General features: G+C 60.0%; 22 protein-coding genes. 16 read left to right on the top strand and 6 right to left on the bottom strand.

Annotation, left to right across the window (positions count from 1 at the left end; translation table 11 throughout):
- Window positions 1–22 precede the first annotated feature (22 nt).
- The 3 genes from B0919_RS22150 (at window position 23) to B0919_RS22140 (ending at window position 2,325) form a co-directional block, all read left to right on the top strand.
- Window positions 23–736 carry a porin family protein gene (locus B0919_RS22150; protein ID WP_176133177.1) on the top strand — a complete coding sequence of 238 codons (714 nt, stop codon included), beginning with the start codon at window positions 23–25 and terminating at the stop codon, window positions 734–736.
- Window positions 737–776: 40 nt separating this feature from the next.
- Window positions 777–1,541: a fatty acid desaturase gene (locus tag B0919_RS22145; protein WP_078014489.1), complete on the top strand. Its 765-nt coding sequence runs from the start codon at window positions 777–779 to the stop codon at window positions 1,539–1,541.
- Between the two features lie 79 nt (window positions 1,542–1,620).
- The gene (locus tag B0919_RS22140; RefSeq protein ID WP_078014488.1) at window positions 1,621–2,325 is read left to right on the top strand and encodes an outer membrane beta-barrel protein; all 705 of its coding nucleotides are present in this window, start codon (window positions 1,621–1,623) and stop codon (window positions 2,323–2,325) included.
- 25 nt (window positions 2,326–2,350) lie between these two features.
- On the opposite strand, the gene B0919_RS22135 is transcribed toward B0919_RS22140, so the two are convergent.
- Window positions 2,351–2,926, bottom strand: a complete 576-nt coding sequence (locus B0919_RS22135) for a DinB family protein (protein WP_078014487.1) — start codon at window positions 2,924–2,926, stop codon at window positions 2,351–2,353.
- Between the two features lie 609 nt (window positions 2,927–3,535).
- Here B0919_RS22135 and B0919_RS22130 point away from each other — a divergent pair.
- Window positions 3,536–3,901 (top strand): hypothetical protein, encoded by a 366-nt coding sequence (locus B0919_RS22130; RefSeq protein WP_078014486.1) that lies wholly within the window; start codon window positions 3,536–3,538, stop codon window positions 3,899–3,901.
- Between the two features lie 6 nt (window positions 3,902–3,907).
- Here B0919_RS22130 and B0919_RS22125 read toward each other — a convergent pair whose 3' ends face one another.
- Window positions 3,908–5,296 carry a hypothetical protein gene (locus tag B0919_RS22125; protein ID WP_139362322.1) on the bottom strand — a complete coding sequence of 463 codons (1,389 nt, stop codon included), beginning with the start codon at window positions 5,294–5,296 and terminating at the stop codon, window positions 3,908–3,910.
- Between the two features lie 496 nt (window positions 5,297–5,792).
- On the opposite strand from B0919_RS22125, the gene B0919_RS22120 reads away from it, so the two are divergent.
- The 4 genes from B0919_RS22120 (at window position 5,793) to B0919_RS22105 (ending at window position 9,778) form a co-directional block, all read left to right on the top strand.
- Window positions 5,793–5,981 carry a hypothetical protein gene (locus B0919_RS22120; RefSeq protein ID WP_078014484.1) on the top strand — a complete coding sequence of 63 codons (189 nt, stop codon included), beginning with the start codon at window positions 5,793–5,795 and terminating at the stop codon, window positions 5,979–5,981.
- Between the two features lie 300 nt (window positions 5,982–6,281).
- Window positions 6,282–7,784: an ABC transporter substrate-binding protein gene (locus B0919_RS22115; protein ID WP_176133176.1), complete on the top strand. Its 1,503-nt coding sequence runs from the start codon at window positions 6,282–6,284 to the stop codon at window positions 7,782–7,784.
- The gene (locus B0919_RS22110; RefSeq protein ID WP_139362321.1) at window positions 7,705–8,790 is read left to right on the top strand and encodes an ABC transporter permease; all 1,086 of its coding nucleotides are present in this window, start codon (window positions 7,705–7,707) and stop codon (window positions 8,788–8,790) included. Before B0919_RS22115 ends, B0919_RS22110 begins: the two co-directional genes overlap by 80 nt.
- A complete protein-coding gene (locus tag B0919_RS22105) occupies window positions 8,765–9,778 on the top strand; it encodes an ABC transporter permease (RefSeq protein ID WP_078014481.1) in 1,014 nt (337 codons plus the stop codon). Before B0919_RS22110 ends, B0919_RS22105 begins: the two co-directional genes overlap by 26 nt.
- Before the next feature lie 624 nt (window positions 9,779–10,402).
- Here the strand turns inward: B0919_RS22105 and ftsH are convergent.
- Both ftsH and rsfS read right to left on the bottom strand, forming a co-directional pair.
- Window positions 10,403–12,532 (bottom strand): ATP-dependent zinc metalloprotease FtsH, encoded by a 2,130-nt coding sequence (ftsH, locus tag B0919_RS22095; RefSeq protein WP_078014479.1) that lies wholly within the window; start codon window positions 12,530–12,532, stop codon window positions 10,403–10,405.
- A 180-nt stretch (window positions 12,533–12,712) separates the two neighbouring features.
- Entirely contained in the window at window positions 12,713–13,099 is a 387-nt protein-coding gene (rsfS, locus tag B0919_RS22090; RefSeq protein ID WP_078014478.1) for a ribosome silencing factor, read from the bottom strand.
- A gap of 42 nt (window positions 13,100–13,141) precedes the next feature.
- Here rsfS and B0919_RS22085 point away from each other — a divergent pair, with 42 nt between their 5' ends.
- The 5 genes from B0919_RS22085 to rlmB all read left to right on the top strand — a co-directional run bounded on the left by B0919_RS22085 (window position 13,142) and on the right by rlmB (window position 20,132).
- Window positions 13,142–13,915: a biotin--[acetyl-CoA-carboxylase] ligase gene (locus tag B0919_RS22085; protein WP_254846643.1), complete on the top strand. Its 774-nt coding sequence runs from the start codon at window positions 13,142–13,144 to the stop codon at window positions 13,913–13,915.
- A 265-nt stretch (window positions 13,916–14,180) separates the two neighbouring features.
- The gene (locus B0919_RS22080) at window positions 14,181–14,807 is read left to right on the top strand and encodes a T9SS type A sorting domain-containing protein (RefSeq protein ID WP_078014476.1); all 627 of its coding nucleotides are present in this window, start codon (window positions 14,181–14,183) and stop codon (window positions 14,805–14,807) included.
- A 155-nt stretch (window positions 14,808–14,962) separates the two neighbouring features.
- Window positions 14,963–17,992, top strand: a complete 3,030-nt coding sequence (locus B0919_RS22075; RefSeq protein ID WP_078014475.1) for a protein O-mannosyl-transferase family — start codon at window positions 14,963–14,965, stop codon at window positions 17,990–17,992.
- A 119-nt stretch (window positions 17,993–18,111) separates the two neighbouring features.
- Window positions 18,112–19,326: a GWxTD domain-containing protein gene (locus B0919_RS22070; RefSeq protein ID WP_078014474.1), complete on the top strand. Its 1,215-nt coding sequence runs from the start codon at window positions 18,112–18,114 to the stop codon at window positions 19,324–19,326.
- Window positions 19,281–20,132: a 23S rRNA (guanosine(2251)-2'-O)-methyltransferase RlmB gene (rlmB, locus tag B0919_RS22065; protein WP_078014473.1), complete on the top strand. Its 852-nt coding sequence runs from the start codon at window positions 19,281–19,283 to the stop codon at window positions 20,130–20,132. The genes B0919_RS22070 and rlmB overlap by 46 nt, the downstream gene beginning before the upstream one ends.
- 130 nt (window positions 20,133–20,262) lie before the next feature.
- Here the strand turns inward: rlmB and B0919_RS22060 are convergent, their stop codons facing one another.
- Both B0919_RS22060 and B0919_RS22055 read right to left on the bottom strand, forming a co-directional pair.
- Entirely contained in the window at window positions 20,263–21,348 is a 1,086-nt protein-coding gene (locus B0919_RS22060; protein ID WP_078014472.1) for a mannose-1-phosphate guanylyltransferase, read from the bottom strand.
- Between the two features lie 84 nt (window positions 21,349–21,432).
- The gene (locus B0919_RS22055; protein ID WP_317043906.1) at window positions 21,433–22,224 is read right to left on the bottom strand and encodes a KpsF/GutQ family sugar-phosphate isomerase; all 792 of its coding nucleotides are present in this window, start codon (window positions 22,222–22,224) and stop codon (window positions 21,433–21,435) included.
- A gap of 12 nt (window positions 22,225–22,236) precedes the next feature.
- On the opposite strand from B0919_RS22055, the gene B0919_RS25985 reads away from it, so the two are divergent.
- The 3 genes from B0919_RS25985 (at window position 22,237) to B0919_RS22045 (ending at window position 25,385) form a co-directional block, all read left to right on the top strand.
- Window positions 22,237–22,389, top strand: coding sequence for a hypothetical protein (locus B0919_RS25985; RefSeq protein WP_317043905.1), 153 nt, complete (start codon window positions 22,237–22,239; stop codon window positions 22,387–22,389).
- Window positions 22,390–22,544: 155 nt separating this feature from the next.
- Window positions 22,545–24,728: a DNA helicase RecQ gene (gene recQ, locus B0919_RS22050; RefSeq protein ID WP_139362320.1), complete on the top strand. Its 2,184-nt coding sequence runs from the start codon at window positions 22,545–22,547 to the stop codon at window positions 24,726–24,728.
- Window positions 24,729–24,860: 132 nt separating this feature from the next.
- Window positions 24,861–25,385: a dihydrofolate reductase family protein gene (locus B0919_RS22045; RefSeq protein ID WP_078014469.1), complete on the top strand. Its 525-nt coding sequence runs from the start codon at window positions 24,861–24,863 to the stop codon at window positions 25,383–25,385.
- The last annotated feature ends 9 nt before the right edge of the window (window positions 25,386–25,394 follow it).

Below are 25,394 nucleotides of genomic sequence, written 5' to 3'. Positions count from 1 at the left end.
CTTTGTCATTTTTCGTTCTGTTATGCGTGCCACATACACTTTACTATCTGGCCTGACCTTAGCCCTGCTAAGTGGCCACCACGTCCAGGCCCAGGTTCAGGTATCGGTGGCGCCCCGCGTGGGCCTCAACATCGCCAGCATTGCTGCCAAGCCCGCAGACAAGTACCTGAAAGACGGTGCCCTGCTGGGTGCTCAATACGGCGTCGCCCTCAATGCCCAGTTCGGACGCTTTGCCGTGCAGCCCGCTCTGCTGCTCAGCCAAAAAGGAAGCAAAGTGGCGTACAGCTACGTAGACGGCCCCTTTTCCAAAAAGGGCACGCTCACGACCAAGCTCACGTACTTCGAGGTGCCCCTGAACGCGGTGTACTCCACCGGCGGCGAATACGGCCTGCTGGTGTTGGCAGGGCCTTACCTGGGCGTGGGGCTCAAAGGCGAAGACCACCTGAAGTACACGGCTTCCTACATGGGCAGCAACGTGCCGCAGGAAGAGGACACCAACGTCAAGTTTGTGGCCCAGGCCGAGCGCGACTACACGCAGCACTACGCCCGCAAGCTGGATTGGGGCATCAACGCTGGCCTCGGCTTCAAGGCCAAAGCGTTGCAGGTACAGGCGAGCTACGGTGTGGGCCTGGGCAACATAATCCCGAACGGCCCGGACAACCAGCGGCCCGGCGACCGGGTGCGCAACCGCGTGCTGCAGTTCTCGGCGGCGTATTTCTTCCGGCTGCGCGGTTAAGTGGCGCTGGCCCTGCTACCGTACATCCTTTCTGCTTGTTATGAAGCCCAACGCCGCTGCGGCCCATTTACGCCTTACCGGGGCCCAGCGCCGCATTGAGGTGCTGCGCCCCTGGCTGCTGCTGGCGCTGTACGCCGGTACGGCGGTGGCGGGCTGGTGGTGGCTGGCGGTACCGCTGGCCGTGGCTACCAGCCTGGCCGCCTTCGTGCAGATGCACGACAGCATGCACAACGCGCTGGGCCTCTCAAAGCCGGCCAACGCCCGCCTGCTTACGCTCAGCGGGCTGCTGCTGCTGAAGAGCGGCCACGCCTTGCAGGTCACGCACCTGCGCCACCACGCTCACTGCCTGGCCGATGACGACCCCGAGGGCGCGCCGGCCACCTGGACCTTTGGCCGCGTGCTGTGGCAGGGTCCTTACCACATCCTGATGCTGCGCCGCGAGTCGCTGCGTATGGCTCCGCACACGCGGAGCATTCAGCTGCTCGAAACGGCCTATACCCTGCTGTTGCTGGCCGTTTTTGTGGGGTTATACCTGTGGGCGGGCAGCCTCGTGGGCTTGGTATATTGGGGCGTGGCCTTCCTGATGAGTGCCACCTTGCCTATCTGGGCCTCCTACATTCCGCACCGCTTGGCCCCGCACCATCCGGCGGTGCGCGCGGCCGCTCACACCGCCCAGTTCTGGACGCCGGTGGTGTCGTCGTTTGCCTTTCACCACGTGCACCACCACTACCCGCGCGTACCCACTGCCCTGCTGCCGCGGGCAGCTGCCGAGTTGCCCCCACCGCCCGAAGGGCATCACCACTAGCAGCGCCTCGGCTAGTAGCTGAGCACTGCTATTTTCACGGCCCCGGAAGTGCCGGCGCCACCTACTGCACTGATCTTATATGCTCAAACCATTACTCGCCGCAATCTTTGCGCTGACTACAATTACCTACGCACAGGCTCAGGGCCACTTTGGTCTGCGGGCCGGCTACAATGCTGCCTGGTTTACCGGCCAGTTAGATTACCAGCCTCAGCAGCGCTACCACCTGGAGCACGGCCTGCAGGTAGGCCTCACCTATACCCAACCTTTTGGCCGCCTGGCCGTGCAGCCCGCCCTGCTTTTTACGCATCAGGGCAGCCGCGCTACCATGCGCGAGGAACAAACGACCTCGCAAGGACCATACGTGCGCGAGTACCGGCAGCGGTTCCGCCTGAACTATGTGGCCCTGCAGCTGCCCGTGGTATACACGCCCAGCGAAAACCACGGCTGGCAGCTGTTTGCCGGGCCGTACGTAGCCCGCGGCGTTAGCGGCAAATTCGACGGTAATTTTCAAGCCACGCTCAACGGTGCGCCCATCGAGACGTGGGGCGGTACGGGCGGGGTACGCTTTGCTACCGATGGCTCGTCGTACTACACCAGTGTCAGCCCGTGGGACGCGGGCTTGCTGGGCGGGGTGGGCTACCGCCGCGGCCCCGTACAGGTACAGGCCGGCTACAGCCACGGCTTCCTGAACCGACTCACCAAGACCATAGCCAGCCCATCCGACTGGCAGGAGCACCAACGGTCGGTCTTTCTGACGCTGACTTACTTTTTGGGTCGCCCCTGAGCGCACCAAGCCCTTGAGCGGCCCTTTACCGCCGGCTATCGAGCACGCGCTCGGCCTGCGCAATGTGGCGCTGCAGGTGCGCTACCATAAAGGCAAACTGGTCGGTCAGGCGCAGCCGCAGCAACGGCACGATGGCGTTGGGAATGCGCACGGCATTGGCGTTGATGTTGCGCGCCTGTCGCAGCTGGTGGTCCAAGTCGTCTAGCTGGCGCAGAAACACTTCCACCACTGTGCGAGGCAAGCGCGAGCCGCTCGGGGCAAACTGCTGCGGCGTTTTGAGCGGCTTTTCGCGCGCCGGGGTCAGCATGGCCTGGGTTAGCCGCCGGCCGATGGGGCCGTGCTTCACGAACTCGGCCGGGCGCGTGCCCCGTTCCGTAGCCTTGCGCAGACGCTGGTTCATCACCGGCAGGTACAGCCCGCCGATAATGTTCAGGTGCTCCAGACACTGGCCTACGCTCCACTTGCCAGGCGCCGGCCCGCGGTTCAGCTGGTCCTCGCTGAGTGGCCGGAACCGGTCCTGCGTTACGCGCCGGATGTCGGCCACGGCCTGGGAAAGCTGATCAAGAAACTCGGTAGTGCGGGAGGGAGCGGGCGCAGCCATCGGCGGGTGGTAGAACGAATGCGGCGAAGTGTGGAATAGCCTAAGCCGGGCCAAGGTACGGCGGCCTCGGGGCTTTTGTCAACGCGAAAACGCCCATCGGGTTTGAATAACTTATTGCTTAAGCGCCGTCCTCGCCGCTGTCTAACTGCCTGAAGTTAATTTCTGGGACTACCCCAGCTTTTCCGCTGCCGGCTCAACATCCTCGCCACGATCAAGTCAACCCACCGCTAATGCGCTTCCTGGCAACCCAGTAGCGACGCTGGCTCATGCACATAGCCATAGCTAATCTAAACGCGGCGGCCACAACGAAGCGAGTCACCGCTGACACAACCATATTTCCCAAACCACGGTGTCGATTCCCCACCCATATGTCAGTTAATTTTTGTGGAGCTATAATCCAACCAAATCTATTTTATACCAAGGCTGGTCAATATAGCCAACTAAAGACCGTTATAGCATTTTCAAGAGCGTTGCATTCACGAATGCTTTATCTGACGAAAGCAGTATTTTTGTACAATAAATTATTTTAATAGTTCATAATGTCAAAAACTCTACTTTACTTTGTCGAGCTGTCCAACGCTCTCTAAACTTAATCCAAACTTAGTTGTCATGAAAAAGCTGGTTGCCTCTACCCTACTTGTTTTCACCCTGACGGGTGCTTTTGCCCAAACCACGCCTTCGCTGACGCAACGCGCTGCTGAGCTGACGCGCACCCTCGCCCCCCAGCTCGGCCTCGACGATGCGCGCGTTATCCAAGTGAAAAAGTTAACGGTCAGCCGCCTGGAAAAAGAGCAGGAAATCAACCGCATGTATACCGGCGACGAAGCCATGCGTCTGCCCAAGCTGCAGGCCGTAGCCGACGAATACCGCACCAACCTGAAAGCCGTGCTGACAGCTGTCCAGTATCAGCGCTACGAGCAGTGGGCCGCCACCATACCGGCCGACATGACGGCCAAAGCCGTAGCTAAGCCCTAAACTCGGCTAGCGAGCGGGAGCTTGCTGCGATTGTTCCGCCATTTGCCGGAGCAGCATCAGTGTCTGCTGCCACAGATTTTCGTAAGGAATGATTTCAATCTCGGCGAATGCCTCGCCGGGGGGCGGTGTGTCCTGTAGACGAGCCAGTAACACCTGGCCTTTCTTCTCGCAGGCTTTTACGTCGAAATTTTCCTTTACCGTCAGTTGCAGCAGCCGGAACATAAGCCGGCTGCGCAACGTGGCGGCGTCGCGCAAGTGGGCGCTTTCGTACTTGCGCAGCCCTTCCAGACGTGCCAACAGGGCTTCAATATCGCCTTGCCGCAGGAAGTGCAGAAACTGCAGAATCAGAATAGCCACGTTGTAGCCCTGTTTGTCCCGGCTGTGGTCGGGAATACGCTGCACCAGTTGCGCAAAGTGCAGGGGCCGCAGCCCGGCCTCCTCGGGCCGGACGAAGAACAAATACGCCCGCAGCAACTCCCAGCGCTGCTGGGCGGGCTGCGAAATTTTGGTCACAAACGGGTTTTGCTGCTGGCGCTTCAGCAACTCGCCAGCCAGCAGGTAGTCTCCGTCGTGCATGGCCAGCAAGTAGTAGTTCTCCAGGAAAGCAAACCAGTTATTGCTGGAGCGGTGAAATGCAGCCAGGTACCCTTCGGCCAGCGCCAAGCCTCCCTTAAGGCGGCGGGCACGCAAGTGCGCGTACACGCTGTAAAACTTGGTAAAGCGGCTGTCAAAGCGCTTGGCGTTGAGCTTGCCCTGCGCAAACAACCGCTCGGCTTCGCTGGTGATGCGGATCAGCTCCTCGAAATTGCCGTCCAGTTCCTGCTGAATCAGCTGCAGCTTCAGCAGCGGGTCGTAAATGTTGAAGGTCTTGACCTTGCTGTAGAGTTCTTCCAGCCGCTGAATGATGCTCGGCAACACCTGCAATAGCCGCCGCCGCGACGAAACCGACCGAGCCAAGTTCATTTTGGCTTCCCAAAACAGGCTTTGTGCTTCCTGTTCGGCCCGCAGCGTTTCGCTCAGTTTGGTCATCTGCTTGGTAGCAGTGCGGTAAGCCGAGTAATCGTTGACTTCAACGCTGATGGAACGCATCATTTCCAGGGCCGCTATGGCCTGTGGCGTGAACTCACCCTCCAATGCCAACCGCAATACTTTTCGCAGCATCTGAGGCAGGAGCACCCGCTCACTTTCGCGCCACAGCACCGTGGCCTGAAAAAGCATATCCAGGCACTGCTGCTCGTAGCGGCGGAAGGCTGGATGGCGCGGATCGGAATGATCCAGGAAAAACAGGTGACTGAGCAGCTTGTACTGCAACCGCTGCTTCAGCTTCCGCACTGCAGCCATGCTCTGCGTAGAGCTGCTGCTGTACATACGCTTAGCCACTTGCAGGTTGCTCAAACTGCTATTGGAAGTTAGCAGGTCAAGCAATTCCTCTTCGCGGGTCTTACTATCAGTACGGCTGGCAAAGGGAATGAGCGGCAAGGTTGACAACCGGCGGTTAGTCACAATCTTGGCCAAATTCACCAATTCATTCATCTTCCAATCCGGTAAAACAGCACATACGCCCACAATTTAAAGCTATCTGCGCACGCAATAACGTGTCACAGAAGCTTTTGGTCGTTCCTATGCACTAAGCCTTGTAAGTGAGACATTTGTAATGTGAAAAAAAGACCCTTAGCAGCCCTATTACGTCACACTCCGGCTAAAGTAACACAGTGTAATACTGTGTTTATACCGACAAAGTACTGTTTAGGCCTATAATGGGCAATTCCAGTTATAATGAGCGGGTATAAGTTATAGTCACAGGCAACGTAACTCTTTCCTTTACCGGACACCGGTCATGGCCACAACTTTGTGTCAATCAAACATTTGACACGCCCAAAACTCCAAAGCCATGATGGAACTGCTCATTGCCGCCCTGATTCAATTCAACACCCTGTTCGGCACCGCCCCGGCCCAAACGATGGCCTCTGCTAGCACGGAGCCGTCTACCACGACCACCACTACGACCACGGGCACCACTCCCCCCACCACTACTACTTCGACGGAAGCCGGCGGCCACGGCTGGGGCGAAGGCCACTAATTGCGGCGTTTTCTGGCAGTGTTCGGTATCTTGGCGGGCTTACTTACGCAGGTGAGTTCCTGATCCATGCTCCGATCCGCCGCGCTACGACTGCTGATGTACGGCTTACTGGCCGCAGCAGGATGTACGTCTCCTTCCTCCAATCAACTGGCCAATACTCCGGTAAGGGTATGCTGGCCCCGTGACCCTGAGTCGTTGAACCCGGTGACGCTGCCTAATGCGTACGCCGTACAAATCAACAACTTACTTTACCAAAGCCTGCTAGCCGTTGATGGCCCGCGTCGTAGCTACGTTCCCTGGTTGGCCACAGCTCTGCCCACCGTCCGGCGCGAAGGTGCACGCACTTTCCTCAGTTACCGCCTGCGTCCGGAAGCCACTTGGGATAATGGCAAGCCCGTCTTGGCGCGCGACGTCCTGTTTTCGCTGAAGCTGCTCAACTGCCCCGGGCTGCCTAACGAAAGCCAGCGCAGTGCCTTCAGCTTCATCCAGGACGTACAGCTTGACACCCGCGACCCACGCAGCTTTACCTTCGTGTGTCAGGGTTTCACCCCCGAGTATGTAACGGCCAGCGGGGATTTCCCCATCATGCCGCCGTACCTGCTCGATCCGGACTCCTTATTGCGGCAGGTATCACTACCGCAGTTGACTTCCGGCGACAGCACTATCGGCCTTCTGCCGGCGGTACGAGCTTTTGCCCAAACCTTCAACGAGCCGGCGCGCTGGCGCGACCCGCGCGTATTGCGCGGCAGCGGTCCTTACCAGCTGGTGTCCTGGCAAACCGGCCAGCGCCTGACGCTGGAACGTAAGCCTCAATGGTGGGCCGACCGCTTGCCGAACGCTACTCCGCCCCTTTTGGCCCGTCCGCGGCGCGTCGAGTTTCATATCGTGCCGGACAACGCAACGGCCTCACTCGCTCTGCGCCGGGGCGACCTGGACGTTTATCCGAACATGCCGGGCCCGGAGTTTGCGCGGCTTCGGCGAGAAGCTAGTGGGCTGTTCCAGTTCTTTACGCCCGCGTCGTACCGGGTCGTGGTGTTAGCCATCAATACGCGCCAATCGGCGCTACGCACCGCCGGCACGCGGCAGGCCCTGAGCCGCCTCCTGGATGTGGACCGGCTGCTTAAGGCTACGCAATACGGGCAGGGGCAGCGCACGGTGAGCCTCATCAACCCGCGGGAAAAGTGGGTGTATCAGGATAGTCTCCCGCTGATTTCGTTTTCGCCGGCCCAGGCGGCACAGCTCCTCCAGCAGGATGGCTGGCGACGCACACCCGCGGGGTGGCAGCGCGCGGGCACTGCGCAGCCGTTGCAAGTGCGCATGGCGTACGCCGCCGGCGAGCGGACTTACGAAACCATCGCATTGCTCTTTCAGCAAGCAGCGCAGCAAATCGGCGTACCCGTCACGCTTCAGCCCACGGAGCCTGGCTTACTATCCAGACAGCGGCGCAGCGGCGAGTTCGACTTGTGCTTGCTCACGCTCTACGGCAACCCTTTCTCGTACGATCTGCGCCCGCTGCTGCATACGAGCAGCATTGGCGAAGGCGGCGTCAACCATACCCGTTTCGGTACGGCGTATTCCGACCGCCTGCTCGAGGCCATTGTCGCTACCGAAGACTCCACGAGCAAGGCCCGCCTGCTGCGCAAGCTGCAAACGTTGCTGTATCAGGAAAGCCCCTTGATACCCTTATTCTTCGAGCCCAACCGGCTAGTAGTAGCCAAGCGCCTTGGCTCCGTGCGGCCCAGCGGAGTCGAGCCCGGCTACGACATCGGGTCCCTGCAGGTCAACGCTGCCGCTGAGCGCTAGCCCGATGATGCAAATATTGGCGTGGCGCCTTGGACGCACCCTGTTTACGGCCTGGCTGATTACATCAGTTGTGTTCCTGCTGACGCGCGGCCTCGAAACAGGTCAGCCACAGCTGTTGTCTGACACGGCGCTGAGCCGCCAGAACTTTCGCCAGGAAGCGGAAAGTCTGTACCGCCAACGTCTTGGCTTGTCCGTTCCGCTGTTTTACTGCCGAGTACTGCCTTGGCGTTGGTACGGTACCCCCAACCAGTACCACGAGTGGCTGAACCAGTTGATACGCGGGCAGTTAGGCACTTCCTTTCGGGACGGCGTCAGCGTAATGACGCACCTGCGGGAAGCCTTGGGCGTTACGCTTCCCCTGACCGGCAGCGCATTACTGCTTTCCATCTTCCTGGCCTTGCTACTGGCCTTACGGGCCGCCCGCACCGAACGCACGCTCCGCTGGTACAGCAACGTAGCTTACCTGGTGGATTCTTTCCCCCTTTTCGCCATTGGCCTGTTGTTGCTTCTACTTTTTGCCAACCCTGATTTCTGGCCGCTGTTTCCTGCGTACGGGCTGGGCTCCGATGAACACGCCTCGTTGTGGAGCACGGCATATCATTTGGCACTGCCTGCACTCACCCTCACTTTGGTAAGCATACCCGGCATCCTGCTGCCCACTGCCGCGGCGCTTCACCAGCAGAGCCTTCAGCCTTACGTCGCCACGGCCCGGGCCAAAGGCGTCAGCAGTGCCCTCCTCTGGCGGCGCCATATTCTGCCCAATGCGCTACCCGTATTCATCACACGCTGCGGTGACTTACTCCCGGGCGTAGTGGCGGGAGCGGTGGTGGTCGAGGTTCTTTTCGCCTTGCCCGGCATGGGGCGGCTATTGGCTGAAGCCGCAGCGGCGCGCGACCTGCCCGTGCTGGTAGGTGGCATCTGGCTGATTGCTTTCACGCGGCTGGCAGCTTGGCTACTAGCTGACGTAGCCAACATGTGGATTGATCCACGCCACCAAACTTCCTAAGGTCTTGAGTCAGCAGCGGCATCCCGTTCTGCAGCGCATAACAGTGGCCTGGCTGGTAGCGCTGGTGCTGATGGGCGTGCTTCCGTTCTGCTGGCCAGGTATCTGGCCCAAACCACTGGCCAACTTGGACGCACTGAGCCAGCCACCCTCCCGATTGCATTGGCTGGGCACCGACCCCTTCGGCCGCGACGTACTAGCTGATATCCTCGCCGGCGCTCAACAACTGATTACCGTCGGTGCGCCAGCGGCGGTTCTGGCTTCAACGCTGGGCACTGGGCTCGGAGCGGCAGCCGGCTATTGGCATAATCACCGTCTGCGGGTACGCAAAGCAGCATGGCTGATACTGGCGCTGGGCCTGGGCGGGACGCTGATTACTTCACCGGCTGCTTTGCCATGGTGGCTGCTTGGCATTGTTGCCGGTACCGGCTTGGTATACCTCACCCCTGCTTTACGCGCCAGTTGGCCTTTGCCCTTGGATCAACTGGTCCAGTCGGCAGCAGCCTTTCTTACCTCCGTGCCACGCCTTGTTATCGTTGTGGTACTTGCGGCGGCTCAGCCCCCTTCAAAACCCTGGCTGATCTTCTTATTGGTTCTTACGTGCTGGCCGGGAACGGCCCGTCTCGTTCGCGCTCAGATAGCCCAACTCCGTTCTCAACCTTACATCGAAGCCGGACGCGCAGCCGGGTACTCTGACTTCAGGTTACTGAGGTATCATCTGCTGCCTAACGCCTGGCCGGCCTTGCGAGCAGTATTACCCCTAAACCTTAGCCTTTGCCTGGCCCTGCAAACTACACTTGCCTTTTTAGGCATCGGCCTGCCACCTGATCAGCCCAACTGGGGACGCACGCTAGCCAACGCCCGCTTAGAGCCTACCGCATGGTGGGTAATTCTGGCTGGGGTACTGCCTTTAGCCTTTACCATCGGAGCACTACACACACTAACGCTCAGACGCAAGGCTGTCCATACAATACAGGAGCTTACTTCTTAAGCAGTACTTGTATGTCACAAACTCAAGCGTTTTATACCGCACTTCGGCATCAATTTAAATAACCCATAAACTAATGAATTAGCTATAAAAGGCACAAATGCGGTCTTAAAGCTGTTTAACCGAATTTGCTTGGCCTATATTATCCTGTCAAATATTAGTCACAAAGACACGTATTCTTTCCTTTCTATTCGCTTCAAGCGGTGGTAATCTTGTATTGTCAAGTTCGCCACTCTTTCGCCCTAGTATTAATGCCAACCGCTACTACCACTAGGTTCGAGGAAGTAGCTGAACTCGGCCCCCTGCTCACTACTGATGGCGTACTGCTGGCAGATGAGCTCAAAGTAGCAGAAGCCTTGCGCGTTGGCTCCGTCATGCGCATCGGAGATATAATAGTCGGTCTGATTCCTTCCCTGGAGGGCCCGGCTTAACAAGTACATCTATCCGGGGATTGGCCACGCAAGAGGCTTTCCTCATATAGGTTGTTGCAATAGGTGTGTCGAAAAACCGCAGGTCTTACCGGCGGTTTTTTTGCGTTTACCCCTTATTCTCAGCCAGTATACAAAGCCAACAGGCGCTGCTCTACGGAGCAGCGCCTGTTGGCTTTGTCAGAAGGTACCCAATGTTTTACTGAGCGCCGGACGATACGGGTGCTCCGCTTGGCAGGCTAGGCTCCGGCGTGGCCGGGCCATCTAGGCCGGGCAGCGGCGGCTCCGGTGCATCGTGGTGCAGCGGCGACGCCCCGCTGGGGTGCCCCTCGCGCCACTCGGAAAGCGTTTCGCTACGGTCAGTACCTTCCATGTGGGCCTGATAGGCGGTAGGTACAGCAAACGGGCGCTTGCCTACGAGGCGCTCCAGATCATCCTGCAGCAGCACTTCTTTTCGCAGTAGCTCTTGAGCTACGGCTTCCAGTTCCGTTCGGCGGTCAATGAGTAGCTGCTTGGTGCGCTCGTACTGACCCTGAATCATCTTGCGAGCTTCCTCGTCGATGGTCTGAGCGGTGGCCTCGGAATAAGGCTTGGAGAAGCCATACTCGTTGCGTCCCTGTGAGTCATAGAACGACACGTTACCAATCTTGTCGTTCATGCCGTACACCGACACCATGCCGTAGGCACGCTTGGTAATACTTTCAAGGTCCGACAGGGCACCGGTCGAAATCTTGCCGAACACTAAGTCTTCGGCCGCGCGGCCACCCAGCGTTACGCACATCTGGTCCAGCAGCTGCTCGGTGGTGTACAGAAACTGCTCGCGGGGCAGGTACTGTGCGTAGCCCAGGGCCGCGTAGCCGCGGGGCACAATGCTCACCTTCACCAAGGGCTCAGCGTGCTCGAGGAACCAGCCTGCTACGGCGTGGCCGGCTTCGTGGTAAGCCACGATTTTCTTTTCCTCGGGGCTGATAATCTTGTTCTTCTTTTCCAGGCCACCAATAACGCGGTCAATAGCGTCGTGGAAGTCCTGCATGGTCACCATCTTCTTGTCGCGGCGAGCGGCAATGAGGGCGGCCTCGTTGCAGACGTTGGCAATTTCTGCTCCGGCAAAACCAGGAGTCTGCGCCGACAGACGCTTGGCATCCACGTCGGGGGCCAGGGTTAGCGGCTTCAAGTGCACTTGGAAGATGGCCGTGCGGCCATTCAGGTCTGGCGGATCAACGCTGATCTGACGGTCGAAACGGCCGGGGCGCAGCAAAGCCGAGTCCAGCGTGTCGGGGCGGTTGGTAGCGGCAAGGATGATAACGCCGGAGTCGGTACCAAAACCGTCCATTTCCACCAGCAGCGAGTTCAGGGTATTTTCCCGTTCGTCGTTGCCGCCGGGCACGTTGCCGCGCGAACGGCTACGGCCGATGGCGTCAATTTCGTCGATGAAGATGATGCAAGGCGCCTTGGCTTTGGCCTGTTTGAACAGGTCGCGCACACGGGCAGCACCTACCCCGACGAACATTTCCACGAAGTCGGAGCCCGACAGCGAGAAGAAGGGCACGTCGGCTTCCCCAGCTACAGCTTTGGCCAGCAGGGTTTTGCCGGTACCGGGAGGCCCGACCAACAGAGCACCTTTGGGAATCTTACCGCCGAGGATGGTGAATTTCGAAGGGTTCTTGAGGAACTCCACAATTTCCTGCACTTCCTCTTTAGCTTCTTCCAAACCGGCCACGTCCTTGAAGGTGACCTTCACTTTGTCGCCGCCCTCGAAGAGAGCCGCGCGCGACTTACCGATGTTGAAGATCTGGCCGCCCGGACCACCAGTGCCGCTCATGCGGCGCATCAGGAACCAGAAGCCGACCAGCAGGATGATAAAGAAGCCCCAGCCGGTGAAGATTTCACCAAAGCCCGTTCGACTGTCGACCTGCAGGCCCACACGCCGATCGGCCGGCACATTGGTCTGCAGCTTATCTAAATCTTCTTTGAAGGACTTGCCGTCAATGACGCGGAAGGCGTAGTGCGGCCCCTGATCCGAGACCAGCGGTCCGCGGTTGCGCAGCTGCTGACGGTATTCAGGCTTCTGCAGCGCCTGCGAGTTGAGCGTAACTTCTACCAGCTGGTCATTGACGAGCGTTACGTCGCGCACGTCGCCGGCGAGCAGCATTTGCTCGAAGCGTTGCTGCTTGATTTGCATGGCGGTGTTGCCCTTGCTCAGGTAGTAAAGCCCGAACGTGAGTATCGCCAACCCCAGCAGCACCCATAGCTGCACCCCGGGCCGCGGCGAACCGGGCGTGGGCAGCATGGGCTTTTTCTTTTTCGGAGAAGGAGTGTTATCTGGCATGTAGTAGAAAGGTCTTCGACGAAGGGAGACACTGGGCTGAACACGCCGCCACGGCGGATTGTTCGGCCCCGCAGCCGGAACGGCGGGGCAATAGGACGGCCTGCTGCAGGGGCTGACGCAGCCAGTATGGATTTATTTTACCGACGACGAAAATTTCGCGCCGCAGCAGGCCGCACCGTCTTACTTTACGGCCGTTTCCTCTTCGATATAGGAGATTTCGGCGTCGCCCCACAGCTCTTCCAGAGCGTAGAAGGAACGACGGTCGCGCAGGAACACGTGAACCACTACATCGACGTAGTCCAAGAGCACCCACTCACGGTTTTGGCGGCCTTCGCTCTGCCACGGGTTCTGGCCTGTGGTCTTCTCTACTTCTTCCTCTACCGAGCGGGCAATGGCATCGAGCTGAGTATCTGAAGAAGCCGAGCAGATGACGAAGTAATCGGCAACGGCGTTTTTAAGGTGTTTAAGATTGAGTACGACGATGTCAGAAGCTTTTTTGTCCTGCATGCCGCGTACGACAAGTTCTGCCAAGTTGTCCGAATCCTGCCGAACCGGGGTAATTTTCATGTGAGGAAAGTAGGTTTGTCAACACAAAGTAGCGAAAAACAAGTGGAGCCGATTAGTCCCCAAACGCTCTTCACGGGCCAACAGGTCATATGGTTGCCGGAATGCGGCTCCACGAACACCGAGGCACGGGACCTGCTAGTCCAAAACCGCGCCACGGATGGATGCACCGTCATAACAGACCACCAAACGGCCGGCCGGGGCCAGCGGGGCAACCAGTGGGAAGCCGCGCCGGGCGAGAACCTGACCCTGTCGGTGGTCTGGCGGCCGACGTTTCTGCCGGCCGCCGCCCAGTTCCGCCTGAACCTGGCCGTGGCCCTGGGAGTGCACGACTGGGCCGCTGTCCTGCTCGGCCCCGACCCTGCGCTGCGCCTGAAATGGCCCAACGACCTGTTTTACCAGGATCAGAAGCTGGGTGGCATCCTGATTGAGAACACGCTAAGCGGCGCACAAATTCAATTTAGCGTGGTCGGTATCGGATTAAATATTAACCAAACGCAATTCGGCGTATCTACGGCTACTTCGTTTAGCCGCCTGACCGGGCGCAGCTACGCGCTGGCGCCGCTGGTCACGCGCCTGCTCGAAAGCCTGGAGCGCCGCTACCTGCAGTTGCGCGCCGGGCAGTACGAGGCGCTGCGCGCAGCCTACCTGCAAATGCTCTACCGCTTCGACGAATGGCACCCCTTTGAAGTAGCGGGTCAGCGGCTGAACGGACGAATTATGGACGTGACTGAGTTGGGGCAGTTGGTGGTGGAGTTGCCCAACGGTCAGCGGCGCTCTTTCGACCTGCAGGAAATCCGCCACGTGCTCAACAGCTAGAGTACAACTTCTTAAGGCAGGCAACCTTCCGCGGGGATGCTGCGAGTGGATTGGCAAACCAATCCTCAGCCTCGCTATGCCTGCCCCCTAACGCCTTAAACTTCTGAGCCTGTGACCTGTTTAAGAACCAGCCGCCCGGCGGACGTAGCCCGGCACGGTGCTTGTTCTTCCGGTCATCAGGACAAGGGACTAACGCCCACCTTAGTGGAAACCTCCTATCTTACCCGGTATCGCGCAGCGGTACCGCTTCTCAACGCCAGACTCCATGAAGCTTTTTACTCGCCTGTTTGTTGCCGCCAGCCTGCTGTTGCTACAGTCGGCTGCCTGGGCCGCCACCGTCACGGTGCAGGTCCGCAATAATGAGTACTCCCCGCAGTTCATAACTATCCTTCCCGGCGACGTCGTTCGGTTTCAATGGGTAGAAGGCGTGCACCCGACGGTGTCGGACAGCAGCCCCGCGGCTTTTGCGGCTTTTACGCCCGGCTCGGCCATCCCCACGCGGGACGTCACGTTTACGACCTCGGGGCAGTACGATTACCACTGCACGGCACACGGTGGCCCAGGCTTTGGCATGTGGGGCCGCATCACCGTAGCCACGGCTACGCCGGTGCAAACTGCCACTGCCTTGGCCGCGCAGCTAAACATCTACCCCAACCCGGTACGCGGCGGCCAGGCCACCGTTGCGCTGGGTGAGCTGAAACATGGGCAGGCCTATAACCTGCGCGTGACCAACATTATCGGCCGGGAAGTGCGGGTGCTCACGCTGCGTCCCGAGGTGCTGACCACGGGCCAGAATCTGGACTTGTCGGGCCTGCCAGCCGGGCTGTACTTCTGCTCGCTCATCAGCAACGACAAGGTGCTAGCCTCCAAGCGCGTTACGCTGCAGAACTAGCCTCCTCAGCTACTTTCACCGCTCCACTGAGCACCCGTTCCCTTGAGGAGCGGGTGCTTTTTTTATTTGCCGGGCGGAGTAATAACGGCCTTGCGCCACGGCCTTCGGCCCTTGCCGCATTTATGCCTACTTTTGGCATTCCTGAAAATCCCCGTATGCAGCGTTACTCGCGTTTAAATAACCTGGTGGGCTGGCTGGTATTTGCCGTGGCCACCATTACTTATCTACTCACCCTGGAACCCACGGCCAGTTTCTGGGACTGCGGCGAGTTCATCGCCTGCTCCTACAAACTCCTGGTGCCGCACCCGCCCGGGGCTCCCACCTTCCTGCTGCTGGGCCGCCTGTTCTCGCTGCTCTCCTTCGGCGACGTGACGAAGGTGTCGGTGATGGTGAATGCCTTGTCGGCGCTCAGCTCTTCCTTTACGGTGCTGTTCCTGTTCTGGAGCATCACCATGCTGGCCAAGAAGCTGGTGTTGCGCCGCCCCGGCATGCACGACGACCGGTTTGCCGAGCCCACGGCCGGCCAGTCGGTACTGATCCTGGGCAGTGGCGTGGTAGGCGCGCTGGCGCTGGCGTTTTCGGATTCGTTCTGGTTCAACGCCGTGGAGGCCGAGGTATACGCCATGTCTTCGCTCTGCACCGCAGTGGTGGTATGGCTGATGCTGAAGTGGGAAAACCGCGCCGATGAATACGACTCGGATAAGTGGCTGATTCTGATTGCCTACGTAATGGGCCTCAGCATCGGGGTGCACTTGTTGAACCTGTTGGCTATTCCCGCCCTGGGCCTGATTTACTACTTTCGCCGCACCAACACGCCCACCTGGATGGGCGGGCTGATTACGCTGGTAGTGAGCAGCATCATTGTCGGGCTGATTCTGGTGGGCATCATTCCGGGCCTGCCTTCGCTGGCCGGGGCGCTGGAAGTGTACTTCGTCAACAGCATCGGGCTTCCCTTCAATTCAGGCCTGATTTTCTTCCTGATTGTCTTTTTCGCCTTGCTATGGTTTGGCTTCCGCTACTCCAAGCAGCGCCAGAGCCGCCTGCTGAACACGGCTCTGCTCAGCCTGGTATTTATCCTGATCGGCTACTCTTCGTACCTGATCATCCCGATCCGCTCGTCGTTCCTGCCCACCATCAACGAGAACACGCCCAACGACGTGCTGTCGTTCGTGAGCTACCTGAAGCGCGAGCAGTACGGCGACCGTCCCCTGCTCTACGGCCCGCAGTTCAGCGCCCAGCCCTACGACCAGAAAGAAGGCGCTCCGCGTTATGTACGCGGCACGGATAAGTACGAAGTAGCGGAGCACCGCCTCGAAACGCTGTACCGCGACGAGGACAAAGTCTTGTTGCCACGTTTGTACTCGCCCGACCCTGGCCACATTCAGCAGTACCAGAAATGGGGCGTGAACGTGCGCCAGCAGCAAGACCCCGAAACGGGCCAGACCAGCTACGCCCGCCCCACTATGGGTGAAAACCTAGGCTTCCTGTTCCGCTACCAGATGGGTCACATGTTCTGGCGCTACTTCATGTGGAACTTCGTCGGCCGCGACTCCGACGTGCAGCAGGCCGGCGTGATGTGGCCTACTGAGTCCAAGACGGGGCTGCCCGAGCGCCTGGCCGACAGCGAAGCCCGCAACAACTTCTTCGCCATTCCGCTGCTGTTGGGCATCGTGGGTTTGTTCTTCCACGTGCGCCGCGACGGCACCAACGCCCTGATGGTAGGCTTCCTGTTCCTGTTTACGGGCCTGGCCATCGTCATTTACCTGAACCAACCGCCCATCGAGCCGCGCGAGCGGGACTACACCTTCACCGGCGCCACCTACGCCTTTGCCATCTGGATTGGCCTCGGGGTGCTAGGCTTGGCGGAGTTGCTGCGGTCCGTGGTGAAGTCCGACGGCACCCGCGGCGGTATTGCCGTGGCGCTGAGCCTGCTGGCACCGGCCCTGATGGCCGCCCAAGGCTGGAACGACCACGACCGTTCGGACCGCTACAACTCGGTGGATTCGGCCAAGAACCTGCTGAACTCGCTGCAGCCCAACGCGGTGCTCTTCACCAACGGCGACAACGACACCTTCCCGCTCTGGTACGCTCAGGAAGTGGAAGGCGTGCGCACCGACGTGCGCGTGGCCGTGCTCAGCTACCTGAACACCGACTGGTACATTGACCAGATGAAGCGCCGCGCCTACAAGTCGCAGCCGCTGCCCATCTCCATGGAGCACTCGGTGTACCAGCAGGGCACCAATGACTACCTGCCCTTCGCCGAAAACCCGGCCGTGAAGGACGTAGACCTGAAGCAGTTCATGCAGCTGGTGGAGCAAAACTCGCCCTTGCTGCAGGTACAAACGCAGAGCGGCCGTCCGCTGCTCTCCTTCCCCACGCGCAAGTTCTACCTGAACATAGACACGGCCGCCGTGAAGCAAATGGGCCTAGTGCCGGCAGACCGCCAGAACCAACTGGTAGGCCGCATGGAGTGGGACATGGGCCGCGGCGCCATCGAGAAGAAAAACCTGGTGATTCTGGACATGCTGGCCACCAACAACTGGCAGCGCCCGATTTACTTCTCGTCGACGGTGAACTCGCAGGACTTCATGAACCTGCAGCCCTACTTCCAGCTCGAAGGCTTAGCTTACCGCGTGCTGCCGCTGAAAGACCCGAACTTCGACCCGCGCAGCGGCCAGGAAGGTTTCGTGGAGAAGTCGTTGATGTACGACATCATGATGAAGCGCTTCGCGTACCGCAACCTCGACCGCGCCGACATCTTCTACGACGAGAACAACCTGCGCTTCCCGGCCAACTACCGCGACAAGTTCTACCGCCTGGCGCAGAGCTACGTGGACGCCGGCGACAACGCCAAGGCCAAGGAGGTGATGGACTACTGCTTCAAGGTGATGCCGGATAAGTCGATTCCCTACGACTACTACGTGCCGCAATTCGTGGTGCCGCTGGTGAAAGTGGGCGAAACGCAGCGCGCCAACGAAATCATGGACACCATGACCAACCGCGCCCAGCAGGCCCTGGCCTACTACAACACCGCCCCCGACGGTGCCCTGTTCGATATGGAAGTGCAGCTGAACCTGCTCACGCTGCAGAGTGTGTACCGCGCTGCCGAGCAGGTAGGCGACCGGGCCCGCGCGACCAAGGCCCTGCAGCTGCTGCAGCAGTATTACCCGCAGCAAGGCGGCTGATTACCAGCTTCGTTCTTTACCAGACCGGCCCTGCTACCCGCGGGGCCGGTTTGTTTTTGGCCTGCTTCTACTTTATTCGTGTAGCTGTTGGGCCCGATTCTGCGTTAGTCGATGTAGCTATGCGTTACCTGTGGATTTTCCTGTGGCTGGTGAGCACGGTGGCGGCTTCGGCGCAGCGCCTGCCCATTCCCTGGCGCCTCGATTATTCGGAGCTGTACCAAAGCGGGCCGCACCCGAGCATCGATGCCCGCCGCGAAGGGGACAGCCTGCGCCTGTACGTACGCTTTCCGGCGGGCACCGCCCCGCGGGCCGATCAGGCTCTGCGCGTGGTGAGCTGGGGCAGCTACGAGTCGCGGCAGCCGGGCTGGCAGGAAAACCTGGGCGCCTTTGGCAGTACCCAACAGGGTACCGACGTCACGGTGAGTTTCTGCGTGCCACTGGCCCCGCTGGCACCCGCGTCGTTGCTGGTTGTGGGCTCCACGGAAGCGTTGAGCAGCAATACCGGTTCCGCCGTGTGGCTACGCCTGACGCCGGAGGTACGCACGCGGCCGTTTATCCTGACCGATTCGGCCGGGCGGCCGCTGTTTCGCCGCTACCTGCGCAGCGGCGAGGCCGTCCGCATCGACGCGTACGGGCCGCCGGGCGCGGTTACCGTCCGCCGCTTCCCCTCCGACTTCACCCCTGCCCTGCCGCCCTACTCCGATCCGGCCATTCAGGCGCATGCCCGCACGCTGAAGGCGGAAGCTACTGCTGCCCTGAGCCCTGAGCAGCTGTTTAAACCCCAGGAGCCCGGTCTTTACACATTGCAAGTGGCCGATACGCCGCCGTTAGGCGTGTTGGTGCAGCCCGTGGCGTACCCGGAAGTTACCACGGCGCCGCAGCTGATTGACCCGCTACGCTACCTTACCACCTCCGTGGAGCGGGAGCAAATGCTGGGCGCCGAAGTGCCCAAACGCGCCGTCGACGAGTTCTGGCTGAAGGCCGGTAATCAGGAACAGACCGTGGCCCGCCTGTTCATCCGCAGCTACTACGGCCGCGTGGCCGACGCCAACCGCCTGTTTGCCGCCCACAAGCCCGGCTGGATGACCGACCGCGGTATGCTCTACATCGTCCTCGGCCCGCCCGACCGCGTAGAACGTTCGGCCAGCACCGAACGGTGGGAGTACGAAGGCGTGGACCGCCGGGCCGCCTACGTGTTCCGGGCCAAAGCGAGTACCTTTGCATCTGATTACTACGAACTGGTGCGTCGCCCGGAGTACGAATGGCTCTGGATGCGCGCCGTGCAGCAATGGAGAACAGGCAAGACCGCCCCCGCCCCGCCGGCCGGCCGCTGAACGAGCGCCGCCCCGCCCCCTTTAAGAAATACCCGCAGCGCCCGGCCCAGGACCGCAGCATCGAAATGATTTTCGGTCTGCGCCCCATCCTGGAAGCCCTGGAGGCTGGCAAGACTCTGGAAAAAATTTACTTGCTGAAGGGTGCCAAGAACACCATCGTCAGCGACATCAGCACGCTGGCCCGCAACGCGGGCACGCCCATTTCGCTGGTGCCCTACGAAAAGCTCGACAACCTCACCAAGAAAAACCACCAAGGCGCAGTAGCATTCCTGTCCCCCATCGACTACGCCCCGCTGGATACCCTGCTGCCCGGGCTGTTCGAACAGGGCAAGAGCCCGCTGATTCTGGTGCTCGACCGCCTGACGGACGTGCGCAACTTCGGCGCCATTGCCCGCTCGGCCGAATGCCTGGGCGTCGATGCCCTTGTAGTGCCCACCCACGGAGCGGCCCAGATGAACGGCGATGCGCTGAAAACCTCTGCCGGTGCCCTGACGCGCGTGCCCGTGTGCCGCGAGTCGAACCTGCACGCTACGCTGCGCCGCCTCAAGGACTCGGGCCTGCAGGTAGTAGCCTGCACCGAGAAGGGCGACGCCAGCTTGGAAAAAGCTTCCATCGACATGACCGGGCCGCTGGTAGTGGTGATGGGCAGCGAGGAAGACGGCATCAGCCCCGAGCTGCTGGACCTAGCCGACGCCCGTCTGCGCATCCCGATGATTGGCCAGATTGGCTCCCTGAACGTGTCGGTAGCCAGCGGCATCCTGCTCTACGAAGTACTGCGCCAGCGCCTAGCTGCGCCGCAGCAGTAGCACCCAGCAACAGGCCCAGGAGTTATCATCCTTGATCTAGCATCCGCAAAGCGAAGGACCTTCTCACGTTAGATAGACTACTATCCGACGTAAGAAGGTCCTTGGCTTTGTCCAGGATGACAGAAGGTTTTTAGTTATACCCCGCGCCTTTTTTCGACTTCACGTCGGCGACGAACTCCTTCACGCGCTGCTCCTCGGTACGCTTGCAGATCAGCAGCACGTTGTCGTACTCGGCTACGATGTAGCCTTCCAGCCCTTGCACTACCACGAGGCGCTCGGTCGGCGTTTTGATGACGCACTCCTTGCTGTCGTAAAGCATCACGTCGCCGTCGATGACGTTGTTCTGCTCGTCGCGGCGGCCCATGCGGTGCAGCGAGTCCCAGGTGCCCAGGTCGCTCCAGCCGAAGTCGGCGGGCAGCACGTACACGTTGTCGGCTTTTTCCATGATGCCGTAGTCGATACTGATGTTGCGGCTGCGCGAGTAAGCTTCGTCGATGAACGCGGCTTCCTGCGGGGTGCCCAGCTGATCGACGCCTTCATCGAATACTTCGGCAATGTCGCTCAGGTAGTGGTGGAAAGCCCGCACAATCGCGTCGGCCCGCCACACAAACAGGCCGGAGTTCCACAGGAAGTCGCCGCTGTCGACGAACATCTGCGCCAGCTCCAGGTTGGGCTTCTCGGTGAAGGTCTTCACCTTGCGCAGATTGGTGTCGCCCAGCTTCTGCTCGTCCATGAACTGGATGTAGCCGTAGCCCGTGTCGGGGCGCGAGGGCTGAATGCCGAGGGTAATCAGCACGTCGTTCTGCTGCGCCGCGCTGACGGCCTGCCGAATCACGTCCTGGAACACGTCCTCTTTCAGCACCGCGTGGTCGGCCGGCGTCACGATGATGGTGGCCTGCGGGTCGCGCTGCGCGATGCGGTAGCTGGCGTAGGCGATGCACGGAGCCGTGTTACGGCCGATGGGCTCCCCCAGAATCTGGTCGGGCCGCAGCTCGGGCAGGTGCTGCTGCACCAGGGCCGTGTAGTCGCGGTTGGTCACCACAAATACGTTTTCGGGCGGGCAGATGCCGGCAAAACGGTCCACTGTCAGGCGCAGCATGGATTTGCCCACGCCGAGTACATCGTGGAACTGCTTGGGGTTGTTGGTACGGCTAAAGGGCCAGAAACGGCTGCCAATGCCGCCCGCCATGACCACGAGGTACGTGTTCTGATTCATTCAACGTAGGAAGTAGAGTAGCCCGGCGGCGAGCTAACAGGGGAAGGCGCGCCGCTATTCGGCGCAGCAAAGGTAACAAATCCGCTACACCAGCCCTTCGCGCAGCAAATCGTGCAGGTGGATAAAGCCCTGAAAACGCCCGGCTTCCGTCACCACCAGCTGGGTGATGTTGCGGGCTTGCATGCGCGCTAGGGCTTCGGCCGCAAACTCTTCCATGTCGATGGCCACCGGGCTGGGCGTCATAATGGTCTGGGCCTGCACCTCGCGCAGGCGCTCCGGCTCGAAGTTGGTGAGCATGCGGCGCAGGTCGCCGTCGGTGATGATGCCCTGCAGCGCGCCGACTCCGTCGAGCACGGCGGTGGCCCCGAGGCGTTTGCCGCTGATTTCCAGAATTATTTCGCGCAGCCCGGCGTTTAAAAGGACTTGGGGCGCCTGGTTCTGCCGGCTCAGGTCGCCTACCTTCAGGTAAAGCTTCTTGCCCAGCGTGCCGCCGGGGTGCAAGGTGGCAAAGTCGTGGGAGGTGAAGCCGCGCGACTCCAGCAAGGCCACCGCCAAAGCGTCGCCGAGGGCCAGGGCCGCCGTGGTGCTGGTGGTCGGGGCCAGGTTGTGGGGGCAGGCTTCCCGCTCTACCGGGGCGTGAAGCACAAAGTCGGCTTGCTTGGCCAAGTACGAGTCGCGGTTGGAAACCAAGGCGGCCATGGGCACCTGTTTGCGGCGCAGCAGCGGCACGAGGACCTTGATTTCGGGCGTGTCGCCGCTCTTGCTGATGCAGATGACGAAGTCGCCGGCCTGAATCATGCCCAGGTCGCCGTGAATGGCGTCGGCAGCGTGCATAAACAGGGCCGGCGTACCAGTAGAGTTCAGCGTGGCCACCATCTTGCCGGCGATATGCGCACTTTTACCGATGCCGGTAACGACCACGCGCCCGCGCAGTCCCAAAATGGTTTGTACGCATTCTTGAAAATCTCCGGTTTGGCCTATAGCTTCGGCTACGCCTCGAATGGCCTCCGCTTCTTGCAGAAGCACATTTTTTCCAATTGAATTGACGTCCGTCAACGGTTTCAATCTAAATTTGTCTAGATTGAGCAGTAAACCCCGTACGTAGTTTTCGCTTGGTTTACCCTTTGCTCAGAAGAGGAAGTACGATGTCAGAAGCAGCAAATACAGCAGAACTTGCAGCGCCCGTCGCCAAGAAAATGGCGAAGCCCCTGGGGGCTGATCTGAAGGCCAAGTTAAAGGAAGTTTTTGGCTACGGTCAGTTCCGCGGCACTCAGGAGGCCATCATCCAGAACGTCATCGACGGGCATAACACCTTCGTGATTATGCCCACGGGCGCGGGTAAGTCGCTGTGCTACCAGCTACCAGCGCTGGTGCTGCCGGGCACGGCCATCGTCATCTCGCCGCTGATTGCCCTGATGAAAAATCAGGTTGACCAGCTCAACGCCTTCGGGGTGAATGCGCAGGTGATGAACTCGACGCTCACCAAGACCGAGGCCAACAAGGTCAAGCGCGACGTCATCAACGGCGACGTGAAGCTGCTCTACGTGGCGCCCGAGTCGCTGACCAAGGAAGACACGCTGGAGTTCCTGCAGAAGGCCACCATTTCGTTCGTGGCCATCGATGAGGCGCACTGCATCTCGGAGTGGGGCCACGACTTCCGCCCGGAGTACCGCCGCATCCGGGGCATTATCGATGATCTGGGCGTCGACGTGCCCATCATTGCCCTCACGGCCACGGCCACGCCCAAGGTGCAGCTGGACATCCAGAAAAACCTGCAGATGGACGATGCCTCGGTGTTCAAGTCGTCGTTTAACCGCACCAACCTTTATTATGAGGTCCGGCCCAAGCACCAGACCAAGAAGGCGCTGATTCAGTTCGTGAAGACGATGAAGGGCCAGGCGGGCATTGTGTACTGCCTGAGCCGGAAGAAGGTAGAGGAAATTGCGGAGCTGCTGCGCGTCAACGACGTGAAGGCCCTGCCCTACCACGCCGGCCTCGACCCGCAGACGCGGATGAACAACCAAGACGCGTTCCTGAACGAGGAGTGCGACGTCATCGTGGCCACCATTGCCTTCGGCATGGGCATCGACAAGCCGGACGTGCGTTTCGTGATTCACTACGACACGCCCAAGAGCATCGAGGGCTACTACCAGGAAACTGGCCGCGCCGGCCGCGACGGCCTCGACGGCCACTGCCTGATGTTCTACAGCTACGACGACATCGTGAAGCTGGAGAAATTCAACAAGGACAAACCCGTCACGGAGCGCGACAACTCGAAGCTGTTGCTGCAGGAAATGGCCAACTATGCCGATTCGGCGGTGTGCCGGCGCAAGCAGCTGCTGCACTACTTCGGCGAGGTGTACGAGAAGGACTGCGGCTTCTGCGACAACTGCCGCCATCCGCGCGAGAAGTTCGAAGCCAAGGAATTTGTGAAGCTCGCATTGCAGGCGGTGCTGCAAACGGAGCAGCGCTTCGGCATCGAGCACCTGACGGCCGTGCTCACGGGCATGACCAACCCGCACGTGGAAAGCTACGGCCACGACCAGCTGCCGGTGTACGGCACTGGCAAGGGCCAGGACATTGCCTTCTGGCACTCCGTGATTCGGCAGTGCATGATCAGCGGCTTCCTGGGCAAAGACATCGAGAATTTCGGCGTCATCAAGGTTTGCGACAAAGGCGAGGCCTTCCTGGCCGAGCCCTACGGCATCAAATTCTCGAAGGACCACAACTACGAGGAGGAAGTGCAGCAGGAAGAGCAGAAGGAAGAAGTGCAGCAGGCTGCCGGCCACGATGCGGCCCTGTTCGACATGCTGAAGGCCCTGCGCAAGAAGCTGGCCCAGCAGAAGAACCTGCCGCCCTACGTGCTGTTCCAAGACCCCTCGCTGAAGGAAATGGCCACCACCTTCCCCGTGAAGATGGAAGATCTGGCGCACGTGTCGGGCGTGGGCCAAGGCAAGGCGCAGAAGTTCGGCGGCCCGTTCCTGGAGCTGATTAAGAAGTACGTGGCCGAAAACGACATCATCACCGCCGCCGACGTGGTAGTGAAGTCGGCGGTGAACAAGTCGAAAATTAAGATTTACATCATTCAGCAGATCGACAAGAAGATGGACCTGGAGGAAATTGCTTCCTCGAAGGGCATCGACATGCGGGAGCTGATGGAGGAAATCGAGCACATCTGCTACTCCGGCACCAAGCTCAACCTCGATTACTACATCGACTCGGTACTGGACCAAGACCGGCAGGAGGAAATTTACGACTACTTCATGTCGGCTACCACGGATAATATTGCCGTGGCCCTCAAGGAACTCGGCACCGACGACTACACCGAGGAAGACCTGCGCCTGATGCGCATCAAGTTCCTGAGCGAAGTCGCCAACTAAATCACGGATTTAGACGGATTAGCTTCGCTGAACTTCGTTTCGTCGGATTACACGGATTATGTGGACGCCCGCAGCCTATTGGTTGCGGGCGTTTTTTGTGGAGTTGGATTTGCCGGTTTGTTACCTTGGGCCATGCGTGAAATCGTGGTCTACATTGCCGCCTCGCTGGACGGCTACATCGCCGAAGAGGACGGCGGCGTGAAATTTCTGCAGCCCTTCGAGGAGTCGGGACAGGATTACGGCTACCGGGAGTTTTTCGGGTCGCTCAGTGCCGTGGTGATGGGCTCGAAAACCTACGAGCAGCTTCTCGGCTTCGACTGGCCCGAATGGCCTTATAAAGGCCTGCCGACGTATGTGTGCACCAAACGTGAGCTACCGACCACCGTCGACCCACAGGTCTGGCTCTGGCCCGATTCGGTGGAAGAACTGGTACAGCAGCTGCCCGAGGGCCGCACCTGGCTGATGGGCGGCGCGCAGCTTATTGATTCGTTCAACGCTACCGGATTGGTAGACCGGCTGATGCTGGCGGTGATGCCCGTATTTCTGGGCCGGGGTATCAAGCTGCTCAACCAGCCCCCACCGCAGCAGCTGCAACTGGAAAATCTCACGCGCTACCCCGACGGGGTGCTGATGCTGGACTATATACTACAGCGCTAACGCTACCTT

The organism is Hymenobacter sp. CRA2, assembly GCF_002007105.1.
Classification (GTDB): Bacteria; Bacteroidota; Bacteroidia; order Cytophagales; family Hymenobacteraceae; genus Solirubrum.
The sequence above is the reverse complement of the archived record's forward strand: the minus strand, read 5'-3'. Positions and strand labels throughout refer to the sequence as shown.